This is a genomic window from Luteolibacter luteus (assembly GCF_012913485.1).
Classification (GTDB): Bacteria; Verrucomicrobiota; Verrucomicrobiia; order Verrucomicrobiales; family Akkermansiaceae; genus Haloferula; species Haloferula lutea.
Genome location: NZ_CP051774.1, coordinates 1,147,591 through 1,162,537, shown reverse-complemented (window position 1 = coordinate 1,162,537; position 14,947 = coordinate 1,147,591). Strand labels below are relative to the sequence as shown.

The following is a 14,947-nucleotide window of genomic DNA, read 5'->3' as shown; positions in this document are numbered from 1 at the left end:
CTGGCTTGGAGGTGGCATCAGCGGGGTTGAGCGCGGGACCCAAGCTTGGGATACCCGATTTCGGATGTTCAACCAGAATCCCCTCATTCGCAAGGGTACGGCTGGATCCGCGCGGCCGGATCGGCTTCAAGGCGGACCCGTCCCAGCGCTCCTCCGCGATCCAGTGGGACGAGAGCCGAAGTCCGGTCGATGTGGGTCAAGTCTTCAAGTTGTTCCGGCATTCGCCTGCGCCGTGCCCACAGACCCTGCGGGGGCGTGCAGCTTTCGCTTCAATCCGTTGCGAGTTGCGCCGCGATATGACCCGGTTCTGCGGTTTTCCTGCACTCCCCGCACCGGCATGGATGCTGCGGAAAGGTGGGGATGGACGAAAAGCACCACGGCAACCTGAAGCAGTACGTTAACGATGTGATCGGCATGGAACGCGATATCGTGAATGCGATCGAAGGGCAACTGGAGGACGAGCGGCTCAAGGACTTTCCCGAACTGGCCTCCCTCTTGGGCCAGTTGGCGAAGGCGGGTGAGGCGCGCATCGACAACTTCAAGCGGATCTCAGCGGACGAAGGGGGAAGCGTGGGGGCGATTTTGAAGGAGGGGGTCACCGCCATCACCGGGGCCCTCGCTGGCGTTTATGGCAGGCTGCGAGAACATCCGGTCTCAAGGATGCTACGTGATGACATCGTGGCGATGAATGTGGCCGCGACCAGCTACTCGATGCTGTTGACCTTGGGGCTCGCCACCGGTCACACCGAAACCGCTTCATTGGCACAGGAAAGCCTGAAGTCTGCAGCCCTGGCGGTGATGGCCCTGGGTGAACATCTGCCATTGATCGTCGCGTCCGAGCTTGCGAAGGATGCACCGCTGGTGAATCCGGCGGCGGCCCAGCTCGCAGGGGAGATGATCCGCTCCGCATGGAAAGCCTAAGCGAGCGATGAATGCCTCGATACTCGACCGGCGGCGGGCAGGAATGCTCGTTCCCGTTTACGCCCTGAGAAGCGATCGTGACCTGGGGATTGGCGATACAGCTGCAGTAAGAGATGCTGTCGATTTTGTCGCGGGGTTGGGAATGAGTGTGCTCCAGCTGTTGCCGATTCATGAGACCTTCGGTGATCACAGTCCCTACAATCCGATCAGCTCCCGCGCTCTTTCCCCGGCTTATGTGAGCCTGACGCCGCAGGAGGTCCCCGGCCTGACGCATGCCTTGTTAGAACAAGCGGCACCGGAATCATGGTTAAGCCAATTGCGTTCGGGCAATGTCAGGCACGATGCGGTCTATCCCTTGAAGACGCAGATATTGCTGACCACCGCGTATCATTTTTTGGGGCTTCATGCCTCTAGCATGCACGAGGAGTTTGCCCGGTTTCAAGACGAGCAGGCGTCGTGGTTGCGGCCCTATACCTTGTTTCGTGCCCTGGTCCGGGAATATGAGGGGAATACCGTATGGGATGACTGGCGGCCGGAGCACCGCACCCATGAGCTGGCTGAAGCATGGCTACAACGGCATTCGACGCGCGAGGGCCTCGAGCTGCTGAGGACAGGATTTGCCTTTATCCAGTGGGTGGCGTGGCGGCAGTGGAAGGAGGTCCGGGCACATGCCGAGGAGCGTGGCGTAAGGCTGATGGGGGAGATGTCTTTCGGGGTTGGCTTGAATAGTGTGGATGTGTGGGCGAATCCTTCCCTTTTCGATACAGAGTGGAGCCTTGGAACCCGGCCTCTCGCGCATTTCGATACGAGCAAGGACGCGGAACGCTGGGGCCAAAACTGGGGCCTGCCGCCCTATCGCTGGGAGAACCATCGCTCGACCGGGTTCCAGTGGTTGAGGGAGCGCATTGGGTGGGAGTCAGAGTTTTTCCACGGCTGTCGCCTCGATCATCTTCGCGGCTATTTCCGTGCCTACATGTTTCCTTGGGCTGGGGGAGCTCGTCACGTGGAGTTCTCCAGCTTAAGCGAGGAAGAGGCGGCTCAACAGACAGGAGGACTGTTACCCCGGTTCATCCCGGGACCGGATGACGATCCCACCAGTGCGGCGATGAATGAGCTACAGGGACGCGAGATCATCGGACACCTGATCGAGGCGGCGGGAAGCATGGATCTGGTCGCGGAGATCATGGGTGAGATGCCGGATTATATGACACGAGCCTTACACGAACTGGGACTTGCGAATCTCAGCTTCCCCCAACTGGAACGGACAGAGGAAGGTGCCGTGCGAGCACCCGGGCTGTTCCGTGAGCTCAGCCTTGTCGCCTATGCCAACCATGACAACGCCCCGCTGGCGCAATTGCTTCTGCATCTTCAGCAAGCCTCAAGCGAGGATCCGGAGGGCAAGTCGGCAAGAGATCTGAAGGCCCTGCTCGATTTTGCCGGCGGTTCTTCGACCGGGTTCGAAGGGCTGGACGACGAGCTCCTCGGCAAGTTCCAAGGCGCGCTTTTTCAAACCAAAGGCAGGTTGGCGGTATTGATGTGTAGCGATCTGCTTGGCATTCCGCTGCGCTTCAATTTGCCGGGCAGCTATGGCCGCGGGACTTGGGGAGATCGCCTCGAATGTCCGCTCGGCGACCTCTTGCGGCATCCGGTCTATGGGCCGCGGATCTCCCTTGTGCGGGATCTGATCAAGAGTTCGGGGAGGTCGGTTGTCGAAGGTGACGACATGCCGCCAACTCCGCCCGAGGTATGGGTCGGAACGACGGGCGCGAAGTCAGCTACCTAGCCTGCTCAACTTGCACGGCGGACCCGCAGATTGCACAGGCAAAGCCGCCCAGCCATCTTTCCAGCTGAGGATCCTGCGGAAAAATCGGTGGCATAGGAGGTGCAGGATAGGAATCCACCATGAAATGCCGACATCTCCTGCTCGCTGCCTTCCTGCCGATGGCGGCCAATTTGCTCCATGCCCAATCTGTCGAACCTTCCAAGCTCGTCGCCATTGTAAGACCGGTGGGCGACAGCAAGGTGATGGGTTCCGTGACCTTTGAGAAGACAGATGAGGGGGTGAAAGTGACCGCGAGCATTGGTGGTCTCACTCCCAACGCCCATCATGGCTTTCACATCCATCAATTCGGCGATCTCGGAAGCGGGGATGCTACCAGCGCCGGAGATCACTTTAATCCGGGCAAGCATCCGCACGCCATGCCCGACAAGGAGGAACGTCATGCCGGTGATCTCGGGAATCTGGTAGCCGACGGGAAAGGCGCCGCGACACTGACCCTGACGGTAGACAACATCACATTGGATGCCGGTCCAAACGGAATTCTGGGCCGGGCGGTGATTGTTCATGCGAAGGCCGATGACGGCGGTCAGCCTACAGGCAACGCGGGAGACCGTATCGGTGCCGGCGTTATCGGTTTGTCCAAGGACTCGGGCAAGGAGCCCGCCGCTTCCGACTCCGCGCCTGCAAAGGGATCCTCCGGTCCAGAAGGGGCGAAGGAGGAGGAAGGATGATTTTCCAAGCGTTTATGGCGTCGTTGCAGTCGTTGTGCACGGAAACGGGGCGGGGGAGCATGCTTGCAAGCTGCCTCGCCCCGATGAGCATCCTGCAGGCACCACGCTACTGGTGATGTCGCAAATCACCGAGAGATGTCTGGTTCGTCGCCTGCTCGGGATAGAGACATGAAGACGATTTATCTGATTGCTGGGTTGGTTGCTTTGTCGGCGGTGTCTTGTGACAAGCGGGGTGATGAGGACGAGCCGCATGAATCGCTGCCGAGCGCTTTTAACAAGCCGAATCCCGGTAACCGCACCGGCGAAACCGACGGCTTGCCTCAGGCTGGACAAGCTCCTGGTGGCGCTCTTTCCGGGCCTGTGACTGACGGAGCACCTTCGACACAAGCCGACGGGGGGCCGCCTCGCGGAAATATCCAAGGCGCTGCTTCGGGGGGAGAGAACGAGCACAATGCTGCGGGTAGTGGAAATAGCTCATCTATCCCCACAGCTGGAGGTCAAGGAATACCAGCGGAGAAGCAAGAGCAGCAGACGGACAAGGAGCGTGAAGCGAAAGAGCGGGAGAAGCAGGAGCATTAGCTCCCGGCGTTGCGCCCCTGGATATACCGGCATTCCTCAAGCTAGGGAAAGGCACGGCAATCACGCCGTGACCCGAACCACAAAATTCCATATCATGAATGCGACCTCTGAATGTATCGAAGTCTGTAACAGCCTCTTGCGGGGCGAGATTTCTGCTGTTGAGACCTACGATCAAGCGATTGAGAAATTTCGTGAAGAACCCGAGCGGTCTGCGTTGGAAGGTATTCGCTCCGATCACCAGAGAAGTGTCGGAAGACTGCGCCAGCATCTGATCGACATGGGTGCGGAACCCGCCACCGACTCGGGGGCGTGGGGAAGTTTCGCCCAAGCCGTGGAGGGAACCGCGAAGGCGCTCGGCCAGTCACCGGCCCTTGCTGCTCTGGAACAAGGCGAGAACCACGGGATCGACGAATACGAGGAAGCGTTGCGGAATTCGAATGTGATGGAGGAGATTAAGATCGTGATCCGCCAGGATCTCCTGCCAGCCCTATCAAGTCATGTGGCTACTCTCGACAGGCTTCGCGCCCGCTGAGTGGATGAAGGTGCTATAATGATGGCAGGGAACGGGGTCGCTCCAAGTGGCCCTGTTTCATTTTCAGCAGGATGACTCCTCTTTTTGGCATCGCTTTTGCGAAGTCTGATTTCTGATGAATGATCCTAATCCATATTCGAGCGGTTCCGGAGAGAATGATCCGCCGCTTTCACCAAGGACCCCCGAGGTACAGCGGGAGGGCGAAACCCATGCAAGCCAGCGGGCCCAAGAGCCACGCCGGATCCCAGAGCCTGTAAGAGGCGGGTGCTGTGGCGACGGTTGCTTGCAGGACATGAAGCGCAGCTTCGATGGTGCGGTGTCGCGGCATCCTTGTGGTTCGATCGCCTTGGCCTTTGTCGGCGGCATCTTGTGCGGCGTCTTGATTGGCCGAGATGATCATTGCCGGTGGTAAACACGGGGGGCGCAATGCCCGGGCATACAAGCGAAATGCAGTGGCTGATCGCCGGGCTCCCCGCTCGCGCGGGTTGATTTCGGGCTCTGGGGCATTGGCATTCGCCTTGCGAAGGGAGAGAGACGATCATGAAAGACTCCACATTGATTACGGGCTGCACCAGCGGGATCGGCCTCCATCTCGCCCGCGAGTTTGCGAAGCACGGGCACTCCTTGGTACTTGTCGCGCCGGACGTCGGGGAATTGCGGGGCTTGGCCGCGCAGCTCGAAACCGACTTCAACGTTTCCTGCTATGTCCTGCCGAAGGACCTGGAGCAGGCGGAGGCGGCGGAGGACATATTCTACCGCATGGAGCGCGAAGGGATCGAGATCGACATACTGGTTAATAATGCCGGCCACGGGTTCCGCGGGAGAAGTTGGGAAATTGCGCTTGAGCAGGACCTCTCGATGATCCGCTTGAATATCGAAGCCGTGCTGCGCCTGACCAAGTTTTTCCTGCCGCCGATGCTCGCGAAGGGAAGAGGACGGATTTTGAATACGGCCTCGGTGGCGGGCTTCGAGCCGGGGCCGATGCTGAATGTGTATCATGCGACCAAGGCCTTTGTGCTCTCGTTCAGCGAAGCGCTGGCGGTTGAATTGGAAGGTACGGAGGTCAGTGTGACGGCGCTGTGTCCCGGACCGACCGATACGGACTTTTTCACGAAGGCGGACATGACCGGTGTGGTCGGCTTTCAGAAGGGAAATCTCATGGCCCCCCAAGAGGTCGCTGCTGCGGGCTACCAAGGCGTGATGGACCGCGAGTTACTGGTGATCCCGGGAGTTGCGAACAAGGCGCTGGTGGGGGCGCGGCGCGTGCTAAGTGAACACGCTCAGGCGAAGCTCAATGAGAAGATGTACGAGGAAGTGCCGCCCGAGAAGCGGACGCGGCAGCGTGGCGACAAAGAACAGCAAGCCAAAAGCTAGGCACCATGGTGTCCTCCAGATAGAGGAAGGTGACTTCCCTAGCGGCTCCGCTTTCTTTCGGCTTCGCGATGGAGAATGCGTGCCACCGACCAGGAGAACCAGTTGCCGGGAAGGGGACGGGAGGTTTCGTCCGCAGGGTCTGGGGGAGATGGGATCAATTCGCGAGCTTTTCGAAGATCGGCTCCCGCTTCTTGCATGTGACCTTCTGCCTGCTTGGCCATTGCTTCCAGACAAAGAAGGGAAGCAATGCGGGAACCCACCTTGTCCGGGGTGATCCGGGAGATCCGGCTCCATTCGCGCATCTTTTCAAATTCGCCCAAGCGATAGTGGTAGAGGGCCAGCGAGAATGCCTCCCATTCCGGGTAACTCGGAGCTCCGGTGGCATCGGGGAAGACGGGAATGCTACGTGAACACATGTCTGCCACCTGTTTGAGTTCCGCCAGAACCTCCGGGGGCGCCGGGGCGAGCAGGCAAACCTTGAGCAGATGTTCTGCTTCGATGGTGTTCCGCGCGGGAAGGTAGAGGTTCACCACTTCATTGCGGAAGGCATCGTAGCTCTTCAAATCGCCGTGCTCCAGATAGGCCGGAGCGGTGTAGATGAGATCCAGTCCTTCGACGATGTTCCGCCGGCTATCTAAGCGATTCGCCTGATGGAGAAGTGTGAAGCACTGCAGAGCCTGCTCCCAGCGTCCATAGACGGCATACCAATTCCCTAAGGACCGGAATACTCCGGCTGCTTCACGGGATGGGTCGATAAAGGCAAGCGACTCCTTTTGGAGAAGCGCATCGGCATCCTCGATCTTTCCTTCGCTCAGCAGCACGGCGACGCGGGAGATATTTGCGCGTGCCTGGGCTTGGCCGCGCAGGCGTGACTCCTCTGCCCGGGCGGACTCCGCTTCCTGACGCAGCCGCTCCTGTTCCACCAGAGCCTGTCGCTCGCGGAGGTAAAGCACGGTGGCGGCACCCATGCCGCCTATCAAGGAAATGGCGACGGCGCCTCCTGAGATGCAGGCGACACGATTGCGGCGGAAGAACTTCCCGATCAGATAAAGGCTGCCCGGACGGCGGGCGAGAACAGGTTCGTCCGAAAGGAAGCGTTGCACGTCCATCGCCAAACTATTGGCGGTCTGGTAGCGGCGGTTGCGGTCTTTCTCCAGTGCCTTCATCACGATCCAGTCGAGATCACCGGTGAGCAAGGAGATGAGGCGATTCCTTTCGCTGCACCGCTGCACCGCGATTTCCGCGGCCTCAGGGCCAGCGGCGCCGAGTGACGCGGAAGGCAATAGAGGATCCTTTTCGAGGATCGTCCGGCGCATTTCCGACATGCCGGATTTCAACAAGGCGTCTCCATCGAAGGGAGGGCGGCCTGCCAGCAACTCGTAGAGAAGCGCCCCGAGACCGTAGACATCACTGCGGGTATCGATGTCGATGCCGCCCATGTCCACCTGCTCCGGGCTCATGTAGGCAGGCGTGCCCATGGGCTGGTCCAGAAGGGTGGACATTGCCGCCGAGGATAGGCGGTTCTCCGTAGCCTTCGCGATACCGAAGTCGATTACCTTTGGCTGAGCGAGACCATCGTGGGTGGCCACGAGGATATTGGAAGGCTTGATATCACGATGGATGATCCCTTTTTGGTGGGCGTGCTGGATTGCGTGGCAGACTTGGATAAAGAGGCCCAGCCGCTCGGTAAGGCCGAGCTTCTCCTTGTCGCAGTAGGTGGTAATGCGATCACCCCTTACAAGCTCCATCACGAAGTAAGGCCGCCCTCCGGAGGTAGCGCCGGCATCGAGCACCCGTGCGATGTTCGGGTGGTCCATCAGCGCGAGGGCCTGACGTTCCACCTCGAAGCGGGAGATTACCGTCTCGGTATCCATGCCGAGCCGGATGACTTTCAGCGCCACCCGTCGCTTTACGGGTTCCTGTTGCTCTGCCTCGTAAACGATGCCGCCGCCCCCTGACCCGATGCGTCCAATGAGCCGATAGCGTCCGATTATACTGTCGGGCTCGTCTTCATGGGGAGCGGCAGCGTTCCTGTGATCTTCCTCCGACATCGCCATCAGCGTGTCCTCTGCGAGAAGGTCGCGATGTTTGCGGGTCTCAATGAAAAAGGCGGCGGATTCCCCGGCCAATTCCAGCAGTTCGGTCATTCGGGTCAGACCTTCCGAGTCGTCTCGGAAGGATCTCTCCAAATAGAGACGCCGCTCTGCGGGGTCCTCGATGTGGAGCGCGGTGTCAAAGATCGCATCCTCCATATCGCTGGACTCCATGGCAGATCCCGTTTGGCTGGACTCGGTTCCCATGAGTGGCGACGGTGAAAAGAGAATGGACCGGATGCTCCGGGCATCAAGGCCCTTCAACCGGCATCGCGGTCGATGAAAAGATAGTGCCCCGGTACGCCCTCTAACCCATTAAGACGCACCGGGGCCAGTGCCGTGGCTCAACCCTGAGAACACGGCTTACCCCATAAAACCAATCTACTGCGCCGCGAGCACGCGGAGGCGCACGAAGTTATTCTCCGGCCGGCGGGCAGTGTGTCAGAGATGGTGATCCCGTCGTTGATCCCAGGTGTCACGGCAGTCCATGGTTGAGGATCCGCACCCAAGATGACGTAGCTGACGTCGTTGTTGCCGACGGCGAGAGCGCGCTTGGCGAAGCTGATGGTGCCAGCGGTGATCGGCGTGCGAACTTGGAAGCCCGCTGTGAAGTAGTTATTGCCCGTGCTTGGAGGAGCCGCATTGCTCCATTGGCCGACACCCGTGAAGGAAGAGACACCGATGGCGTCAGCGGCGAGGATGGAGATATCCTCGGCAATGGCCGGGCTGCACAGGGCAGTGGTGGAAATGGCTGCCACTTGCAGGGCGGTGCGAGTGAAACGGGTCTGAATCATGATTCCGTGGGTCCGGGCGGAGAAGGGGCCCTCGCCCCCTCACTCGCGTCCACGACATCGCTCCCCGGAAACCGCCAATTATTTTCAGGAAATCTCCAAACCATCCGGCATCTCGGAAAAATGCGAGACCTGCCTCCTTACAAGCGAGGCCGGATTTCCCGATAAAGCCATGCACGGGCATAGCTCCACTGGCGCTCCACGCTGCGCTCTGAAAGCGACATTTCCTGTGCGATCTCCTGATTCGAGAGCCCCCCGAAGAATCTCAACAGCACGATCTTCGCACGCACGGGATCAATCGTTTTCAGTCTCTCGAGCGCCTCGTCAATGAGCAGCGTCTTTTCATCGTCACCAGTGGCTTCTTGTTCTGCCTCCGCCATCGGCACGCGTTCTTGATCACCCCAGCGCTTGATCCGGGATCGCTGGCGGGCGCGATCAATAAGGATATGCCGCATCGCTTCCGCAGCCGCCGCGCAAAAGTGGGAGGGATCGTTCCAAGCACGTTCCCCGCGATTCGCGGAGAGGCGCAGCCATGCCTCATGTACCAGAGCTGTGGGTTGAAGGGTCTGGCCAGCGCCGGCGGCACCCATACGTGCTGCCGCCATGCGGCGCAGCTGCGAATAGATCATCGGGAGAATGTCCTCGGGCAATCCGGACACTTCAAAGGACGACATGGCTTGGGGACAGGTCAGCTTGAGACGCGGGGGGGATGCGAATGTTGTCAGACAACCGATGACCCCTCGTCCAAGATCGGCTTCTTGGAAAGCTTGATTTCCCTCTGGGTAGATCGAAGCTGGAAGAAATCCTGCGAGTTATCGCGGAAATTACGGGGAAAAACCAACGCTCTTCAGAATGAATCCCTTTGCAGGGCCTTCTCTTCAACAAGGAGTGAGAAGGTGGCTCGGGACGGAATCGAACCGCCGACACGCGGATTTTCAATCCGCTGCTCTACCGACTGAGCTACCGAGCCTTTTATTTGTGTCCCGCGAAGCGGGGCCGGGATTTAGGGGGGCATTCCCGGTTTTGACAATCGAAAAGTTGAAGGAAAAACGATTCCTTTAGGAAGCAAGCAACGGGCTCTTCAAGGAGCCTCAAGCGTTGCGAGGAAACGCAGCGTCGTGCGACCGGTTTTCTCGAGTGCTTCGGCATCGATGATCTCCATCGTGTCTCCCTGCTGATGCCAGTAGGGCATGTTCATGAAGTCCCCGATCAGGTGGAGGCAGGGGAGGCCGGTGTGCTGCAGCGGGACGTGGTCGTCGATGATTGACGTAAGCGAGCGCTTCAACCCGAGGCCGCTGGCTTCGGCCGCCTTCTCCACCGTGGCAGCGATGGATGCCGTCGCCTCAGGATTGTAATAGAAGTCGTAAGTGGAATCACCCACCAGATCGAGTACGATGCCCAGGGCTGGCCATGTGCTACGCTTGGAAATATCCTGAGCGTAGTACTTGCTGCCGTAGAGTCCGTCGGACTCGGTGATGGAGGTAAGGATGGCTTCCTCCCCGTCAAAAAGCACGAACTCCACTTTCGCGGCGGAGGCAGGATCGGAGGCGAGCACCCGGGCCAATTCCATGATCACTCCGGTCGAGGAGCCACCGTCATTAGCACCCACGAAATGGAAGGCCTCCATTCCCTTGCTGTCCAAGTGTCCTCCGATCACTACCGGCACGGACTTGTTCCAATCACCCGAGGAAGAAGAATGACGGGCCAGCAGGTTCGTGAAAACTACAGGACCATTTGGCGTGGCGCGGGTAAAGGATTGGCGTTTGGTGATCCAACCCAGCTTCGAGTATTCGGCTTCGAGGTACTTCAGGGTTTTCTCATAGCCTTCGCTCGCCGGCGGGCGAGGGCCCAGATCCACGATCGCCCTTACCTGTGCCAGTGCCTTTTCTCCGGAGAACTGCTCCGCCAGTCCGGCAGGCAGTTTCCCGAATGTCACTCGTCCGCCCGCTTCGGGTTCGGCTGGTTTCTTGATAAAGAACCACGCCCCTGCCGCAATGGCCAAGAGCAAGAGCAGGACAAGCGAAGTGCGTTTCACGGGTAGTGAGGAAAGGGCTTCCGGATCCGTCGTGCGGAACCGGGAGCACTAAAGATCCTCGACCCCCAACAGATCAAGCAGCCGCTGCAGGTCGTCGTCCCCATAATACTCAAGCTCGATCTTGCCCTTCTTCGAGCCGTGATGGATGGCCACGTGAGTGGCAAATCGGTCACGCAGCTTGTTCTGGATGGCCCGGAGGTGCGCGTCCGGTGCGGCCGGTGTCGAGGCCGCGCCCTTCGCCTTGCCCTCATCGGCACCGCCTGAAATATCGAAGGTCTGGGCAAACTTCTCGGCAGCGCGGACGTTCATCCCCTTCTTCAGGATCTGGTCGGACGCCAGCAATTGAGCGTCCTTGTCCTTGATCGAAAGGATCGCCTTGCCGTGACCCACGGTCAGGCGGCCCTGCGCGACCAAGAGCTGCACGTCGGAATGCAGATCCAGCAAGCGCATCGCATTCGCCACGCTGGCGCGGGACTTGCCCACCCGTGCGGCGATCTCGTCCTGCTTCATGGAGAACTCCTTGGCCAGGCGGACATAGCCCGCCGCTTCTTCAATCGCATTGAGATCCTCACGCTGGAGATTCTCGATGAGTGCCATTTCCAGCACGTCGCGGTCGGACGCCTCGCGCTCGATCACGGGCACGGTGGTCAGCCCGAGCTTTTTTGAGGCCCTCCAGCGGCGTTCACCGGCAATCAACTCATAATTTCCGTCCACTGGACGGACGATCAACGGTTGAATGATCCCGTGCTGCCGGATCGACTCCATGAGTTCGTCCAGCGGAGTGTCGATGAAATGCGTACGAGGCTGCAGGGGACTTGGAACCACGCGGTCGATCGGCACCTCACGGGCTTTTCCGTGGCCGTCCACTCCTAGGGCGGCTGCTTCTTGCGGGGAGGGGGCGCCGGGTTGTTTGCGGATGAGAGCGCCGAGCCCTTTTCCGAGTGCCTGTTTCGACATGGGGCGCGGAGCCTGACAAACAGCGACCGGGAAGCAAAGCGGATTCAACCACTAGGTAGAAGGTTTCTAAAAATTTCCTGCTTGCGGTTTGGATGATAAGGCCTTGTGGAAAATGAAGCCCTCAAGAGGGCGAGGAATTGAATCTCAGAGCAACCCTCTCAATGCGGCTGCAGAAGCAACCCCGATCAGGACCGTGGGCAGCATCGAAAGCCGGCTCGCGGCCAGCGCGGTGATCCCCAAAGCCGCTAGATCCGCTACGTGGCCCGAGGCGAAATGCGGAGCGATTACCGAAATGAGAACGCATCCCGGAGCCGCGTCCAGAATCGCGGCCACCCGGGGGCTCGGCTGGTGCTTCCTGAGGAGAAGATAGCCACCGATACGCGTCAGGTAGGTGGCCAAGGCCATCAGGAGAATGGTGAGAAAAAATTGAGTGCTCATTTTTTCATCCCCCAGATGCAAGCTGACAGCGCTCCTGCCGCGGAGCCGACCACGACATACCAAGCGCCCGGTAGAAGGAGGCAGGCGATGACACCGGCGACCAGACTCACGAGCCACGGTCGAGCGGCCCGGGGACCGCTCCACATTCCCTTGAGCAGCACTAGGAAGACTGCGGGGAAGGCCATGTCCAAACCGTAGCTTTCCAAGTTGCCCATCACCGGGCCTAGAAGTGCTCCCAAGAAGGTGAAGCAGACCCAAGTGAAGTAGAGTCCGAGCGATGCACCCATGTAGTAAGGCAAGCTGAAGGCCGGTATCCCCAAGGCCGCACGGCGTTTTGCATTGGCCAGACCCATCGCCCAGCTCTCGTCACACATGAAGAAGAGTGCTAGCAGAGCCTTCCGTCGCGGCAGGTCCTTCAGGTAGGGAGTCAGTGCCGCTCCCATCAGGAGATGACGGCTATTGATCAAGAAGGTGACCGCCATGATCAGCAGCATGTGAGGAGGGGAAGACCAGAGCTGCACGACTGCGAACTCCGAGCCACCACCGAAATTCAAGCCGGTCATCAGGGGCACCTCAACGGGAGCGAATCCCTTTCGCGAGGCTTGTGCTCCTAAAACCAGAGCGAAGGGCACGAAGCCGAGCATCACCGGCGTGGACGCGAGCACGCCCCGGCGGAATTCCGATCGGAGTGCGGGATTCCGGGCCCCCACCTCGACGGGATGCCCTATCACATTCTCAGGTTCCATCGCCGCAGGATAATCCAAATCGATCGAAAATGGGTTGCGTATTGACTAAAAATTAGGACAAAAATGGCATTAGTATTTAATTTTGATCCAAAAAATGAAATAAGATTTCAATGAAACTAGATTCCATCGATCACCGGATTCTTCGGGTGCTTCAAAAGAAGGGTAGGATCCAGAATTTGGAGCTAGCGAAGGAAGTCGGCCTCTCGCCCTCGCCTTGCCTGCGCCGCGTCCGTCTTTTGGAGGAGGCGGGAATCATCCGTGGCTATGCTGCTCTGCTCGACGCTCCAAAGATCGGGCTCAAGCTTACCGTCTTCGCCCGCGTGTGGTTGACCGGGCAAGATGTGGAGACCACGGATCACTTCGTCCAGCAAGTGATCCAGCTCCCCCAGGTGGTGGAGTGCCATCTCATGGCAGGTGACTGCGATTTCATCCTGCGGATCGTGGCTGCGGATCTCGACGCCTACCGTCAGTTTCAAGTCGAACACCTGGGCCGGATCAAGGGGGTGAAAAGCATCAAGACCGAGATCCCGATGCAGGAGTGCAAGCTCTCCTCCGAGCTTCCGCTGTGACGATTCCGGGCACCCGCGGCGAGCATGGGAGAGGCGCGATTCGATGATGATTGCTCATCGCCCTCCGGCGCGCTTGACGCGGGGAATGCCTCCGGGCATCCATGCAGCCGTGATGCGCGTGATTCTCTCCTCGGTATGGCTTTGCTTCGCAGCGGCTCGCGTAGCCGCGCAGGTTGCGGCGCCACCGGAAGTTGCGGCTTCGGCGCAAACTGCCGTCCAGAATCTCGGCAAGCAGGTGGTGCTCGGCAATCACCTGGTGGCTGTTGAGAAGATGTATCCGCATTGGAAGGAAACCTTGGCCAAGCAGGATGGCGGCATCGAGAAGCTCGAAGCGAAGGTCGCGGAGATTTCCAAAATGATGCAGGAAAAGGGAATCCAGGTGATTTCCTTCCGTCCCGATCCCACTGCCAAGGTCACCGCGTATGAAGTCACCCCCGGCAAGGAAGTGGTGCAGGAAGGCGGCAAGGCGGTGGAGAAGCTCATCTACAAGAAGTGGCTGCTCATCGTTCCCACCGTGACCGAGTATCGGGTGAGCCTGCCTGCCGAACGTGGGGCCGCTCCGCGCATGGAGGTCATTACGACGAGGGGCTTTCAGGTCGCCATTTCTGACAAGGGGAGGAATGATTGGACCTTCATCGATGGATCAGGCGCCCGGGTCTCGGACCTGCGCCGTCTGTTCATCACGCTGCCTGAAAACATGCAGCTTCCCGAGATCCAGCGTCAGGCAGGCAAGAACCAGTGATGAGCAAGACCGGAAAAAACACCATGGGCAAGAACTCGAAGAAGCTCTCGGAAGAAGCCGGTTTGTACAAGAAATTGAAGCAGCTCTGGGAGCGTGCCCAGAGCGATCTCTGCGAGGTGCGTGGTTCGAAAATTCACGGACGCGGCGTCTATGCCACGCAGAGCATTTCCTCCGGCACCAAGATCATCGAATACGTCGGTGAGCTGATCGACAAGGAAGAGAGCGAGCGCCGCGCCTGGGCACAGCATGCGAAGGCTCAGGAAACCGGTGATGCTGCCGTTTACATCTTCACGCTGACCAGCAAACTGGATATCGATGGCAATGTGCCTTGGAACACGGCGCGTCTGATCAATCATTCTTGTGATCCGAATTGCGAGGCATGGATCGACGGCAAGCGTATCTTCATTCACGCGCTCTCCGACATCAAGGAAGGGGACGAGCTCACCTTCGACTATGCCTTCGATGTCGAGTGCTACGAAGATCATCCCTGCCTTTGCGGGAAACCCGGCTGTGTCGGCTATATTGTCAGCCGTGAGCAGTGGCCCGAGCTAAAGAAAAAGCTCGAGGAGAAGAAAGCCGCAGGGAAGAAGAAGTAAGGAACGCTAGCCCCCGGGCTGGCCAAGCTCCAGCTTGGCAGCGAAGCTCGGGGGAGCCGCTCT

Annotated in this window: 15 protein-coding genes and 1 tRNA gene; 8 read left to right on the top strand and 8 right to left on the bottom strand. The window is 59.3% G+C overall.

What is annotated here, in order from left to right:
- Positions 1 to 360 precede the first annotated feature (360 nt).
- From HHL09_RS04730 to HHL09_RS04710, 5 genes are all read left to right on the top strand, one after another.
- Entirely contained in the window at positions 361 to 921 is a 561-nt protein-coding gene (locus HHL09_RS04730; protein WP_169453327.1) for a hypothetical protein, read from the top strand.
- Positions 922 to 928: 7 nt separating this feature from the next.
- Positions 929 to 2,704 (top strand): 4-alpha-glucanotransferase, encoded by a 1,776-nt coding sequence (locus tag HHL09_RS04725; RefSeq protein WP_169453326.1) that lies wholly within the window; start codon positions 929 to 931, stop codon positions 2,702 to 2,704.
- A gap of 119 nt (positions 2,705 to 2,823) precedes the next feature.
- Complete coding sequence (locus HHL09_RS04720; protein ID WP_169453325.1) at positions 2,824 to 3,432, top strand: superoxide dismutase family protein; 609 nt, start codon at positions 2,824 to 2,826, stop codon at positions 3,430 to 3,432.
- Positions 3,433 to 4,105: 673 nt separating this feature from the next.
- Positions 4,106 to 4,543 carry a DUF2383 domain-containing protein gene (locus HHL09_RS04715; RefSeq protein ID WP_169453324.1) on the top strand — a complete coding sequence of 146 codons (438 nt, stop codon included), beginning with the start codon at positions 4,106 to 4,108 and terminating at the stop codon, positions 4,541 to 4,543.
- Between the two features lie 540 nt (positions 4,544 to 5,083).
- On the top strand, positions 5,084 to 5,917 hold the full coding sequence (locus HHL09_RS04710) for an SDR family NAD(P)-dependent oxidoreductase (protein WP_169453323.1): 834 nt from the start codon (positions 5,084 to 5,086) through the stop codon (positions 5,915 to 5,917).
- Between the two features lie 38 nt (positions 5,918 to 5,955).
- On the opposite strand, the gene HHL09_RS04705 is transcribed toward HHL09_RS04710, so the two are convergent.
- From HHL09_RS04705 to HHL09_RS04670, 8 genes are all read right to left on the bottom strand, one after another.
- A complete protein-coding gene (locus tag HHL09_RS04705) occupies positions 5,956 to 8,217 on the bottom strand; it encodes a serine/threonine protein kinase (RefSeq protein WP_169453322.1) in 2,262 nt (753 codons plus the stop codon).
- A gap of 137 nt (positions 8,218 to 8,354) precedes the next feature.
- The gene (locus tag HHL09_RS04700) at positions 8,355 to 8,804 is read right to left on the bottom strand and encodes a hypothetical protein (protein WP_169453321.1); all 450 of its coding nucleotides are present in this window, start codon (positions 8,802 to 8,804) and stop codon (positions 8,355 to 8,357) included.
- A 137-nt stretch (positions 8,805 to 8,941) separates the two neighbouring features.
- Positions 8,942 to 9,475: an ECF-type sigma factor gene (locus HHL09_RS04695; protein ID WP_169453320.1), complete on the bottom strand. Its 534-nt coding sequence runs from the start codon at positions 9,473 to 9,475 to the stop codon at positions 8,942 to 8,944.
- Positions 9,476 to 9,698: 223 nt separating this feature from the next.
- Positions 9,699 to 9,771: transfer RNA gene (locus tag HHL09_RS04690), tRNA-Phe, on the bottom strand.
- Between the two features lie 111 nt (positions 9,772 to 9,882).
- On the bottom strand, positions 9,883 to 10,836 hold the full coding sequence (locus tag HHL09_RS04685; RefSeq protein ID WP_169453319.1) for a M28 family metallopeptidase: 954 nt from the start codon (positions 10,834 to 10,836) through the stop codon (positions 9,883 to 9,885).
- Between the two features lie 48 nt (positions 10,837 to 10,884).
- Positions 10,885 to 11,793, bottom strand: coding sequence for a ParB/RepB/Spo0J family partition protein (locus HHL09_RS04680; RefSeq protein ID WP_169453318.1), 909 nt, complete (start codon positions 11,791 to 11,793; stop codon positions 10,885 to 10,887).
- Positions 11,794 to 11,937: 144 nt separating this feature from the next.
- The gene (locus HHL09_RS04675; RefSeq protein WP_169453317.1) at positions 11,938 to 12,231 is read right to left on the bottom strand and encodes an AzlD family protein; all 294 of its coding nucleotides are present in this window, start codon (positions 12,229 to 12,231) and stop codon (positions 11,938 to 11,940) included.
- Positions 12,228 to 12,977, bottom strand: coding sequence for an AzlC family ABC transporter permease (locus HHL09_RS04670; protein WP_169453316.1), 750 nt, complete (start codon positions 12,975 to 12,977; stop codon positions 12,228 to 12,230). Before HHL09_RS04670 ends, HHL09_RS04675 begins: the two co-directional genes overlap by 4 nt.
- Before the next feature lie 110 nt (positions 12,978 to 13,087).
- On the opposite strand from HHL09_RS04670, the gene HHL09_RS04665 reads away from it, so the two are divergent.
- The 3 genes from HHL09_RS04665 to HHL09_RS04655 all read left to right on the top strand — a co-directional run bounded on the left by HHL09_RS04665 (position 13,088) and on the right by HHL09_RS04655 (position 14,884).
- Complete coding sequence (locus HHL09_RS04665; RefSeq protein ID WP_169453315.1) at positions 13,088 to 13,546, top strand: Lrp/AsnC family transcriptional regulator; 459 nt, start codon at positions 13,088 to 13,090, stop codon at positions 13,544 to 13,546.
- Positions 13,547 to 13,631: 85 nt separating this feature from the next.
- Positions 13,632 to 14,288 carry a hypothetical protein gene (locus HHL09_RS04660; RefSeq protein ID WP_169453314.1) on the top strand — a complete coding sequence of 219 codons (657 nt, stop codon included), beginning with the start codon at positions 13,632 to 13,634 and terminating at the stop codon, positions 14,286 to 14,288.
- Positions 14,288 to 14,884 (top strand): SET domain-containing protein, encoded by a 597-nt coding sequence (locus HHL09_RS04655; protein WP_169453313.1) that lies wholly within the window; start codon positions 14,288 to 14,290, stop codon positions 14,882 to 14,884. The genes HHL09_RS04660 and HHL09_RS04655 overlap by 1 nt, the downstream gene beginning before the upstream one ends.
- The last annotated feature ends 63 nt before the right edge of the window (positions 14,885 to 14,947 follow it).

Bases quoted from the DNA above. Each gene is read 5' to 3' on its own strand.
- HHL09_RS04730 (WP_169453327.1), top strand. From the start codon at position 361: ATGGACGAAAAGCACCACGGCAACCTGAAGCAGTACGTTAACGATGTG.
- HHL09_RS04725 (WP_169453326.1), top strand. From the start codon at position 929: ATGAATGCCTCGATACTCGACCGGCGGCGGGCAGGAATGCTCGTTCCC.
- HHL09_RS04720 (WP_169453325.1), top strand. From the start codon at position 2,824: ATGAAATGCCGACATCTCCTGCTCGCTGCCTTCCTGCCGATGGCGGCC.
- HHL09_RS04715 (WP_169453324.1), top strand. From the start codon at position 4,106: ATGAATGCGACCTCTGAATGTATCGAAGTCTGTAACAGCCTCTTGCGG.
- HHL09_RS04710 (WP_169453323.1), top strand. From the start codon at position 5,084: ATGAAAGACTCCACATTGATTACGGGCTGCACCAGCGGGATCGGCCTC.
- HHL09_RS04705 (WP_169453322.1), bottom strand. From the start codon at position 8,217: ATGGGAACCGAGTCCAGCCAAACGGGATCTGCCATGGAGTCCAGCGAT.
- HHL09_RS04700 (WP_169453321.1), bottom strand. From the start codon at position 8,804: ATGATTCAGACCCGTTTCACTCGCACCGCCCTGCAAGTGGCAGCCATT.
- HHL09_RS04695 (WP_169453320.1), bottom strand. From the start codon at position 9,475: ATGTCGTCCTTTGAAGTGTCCGGATTGCCCGAGGACATTCTCCCGATG.
- HHL09_RS04680 (WP_169453318.1), bottom strand. From the start codon at position 11,793: ATGTCGAAACAGGCACTCGGAAAAGGGCTCGGCGCTCTCATCCGCAAA.
- HHL09_RS04675 (WP_169453317.1), bottom strand. From the start codon at position 12,231: ATGAGCACTCAATTTTTTCTCACCATTCTCCTGATGGCCTTGGCCACC.
- HHL09_RS04670 (WP_169453316.1), bottom strand. From the start codon at position 12,977: ATGGAACCTGAGAATGTGATAGGGCATCCCGTCGAGGTGGGGGCCCGG.
- HHL09_RS04665 (WP_169453315.1), top strand. From the start codon at position 13,088: ATGAAACTAGATTCCATCGATCACCGGATTCTTCGGGTGCTTCAAAAG.
- HHL09_RS04660 (WP_169453314.1), top strand. From the start codon at position 13,632: ATGCCTCCGGGCATCCATGCAGCCGTGATGCGCGTGATTCTCTCCTCG.
- HHL09_RS04655 (WP_169453313.1), top strand. From the start codon at position 14,288: ATGAGCAAGACCGGAAAAAACACCATGGGCAAGAACTCGAAGAAGCTC.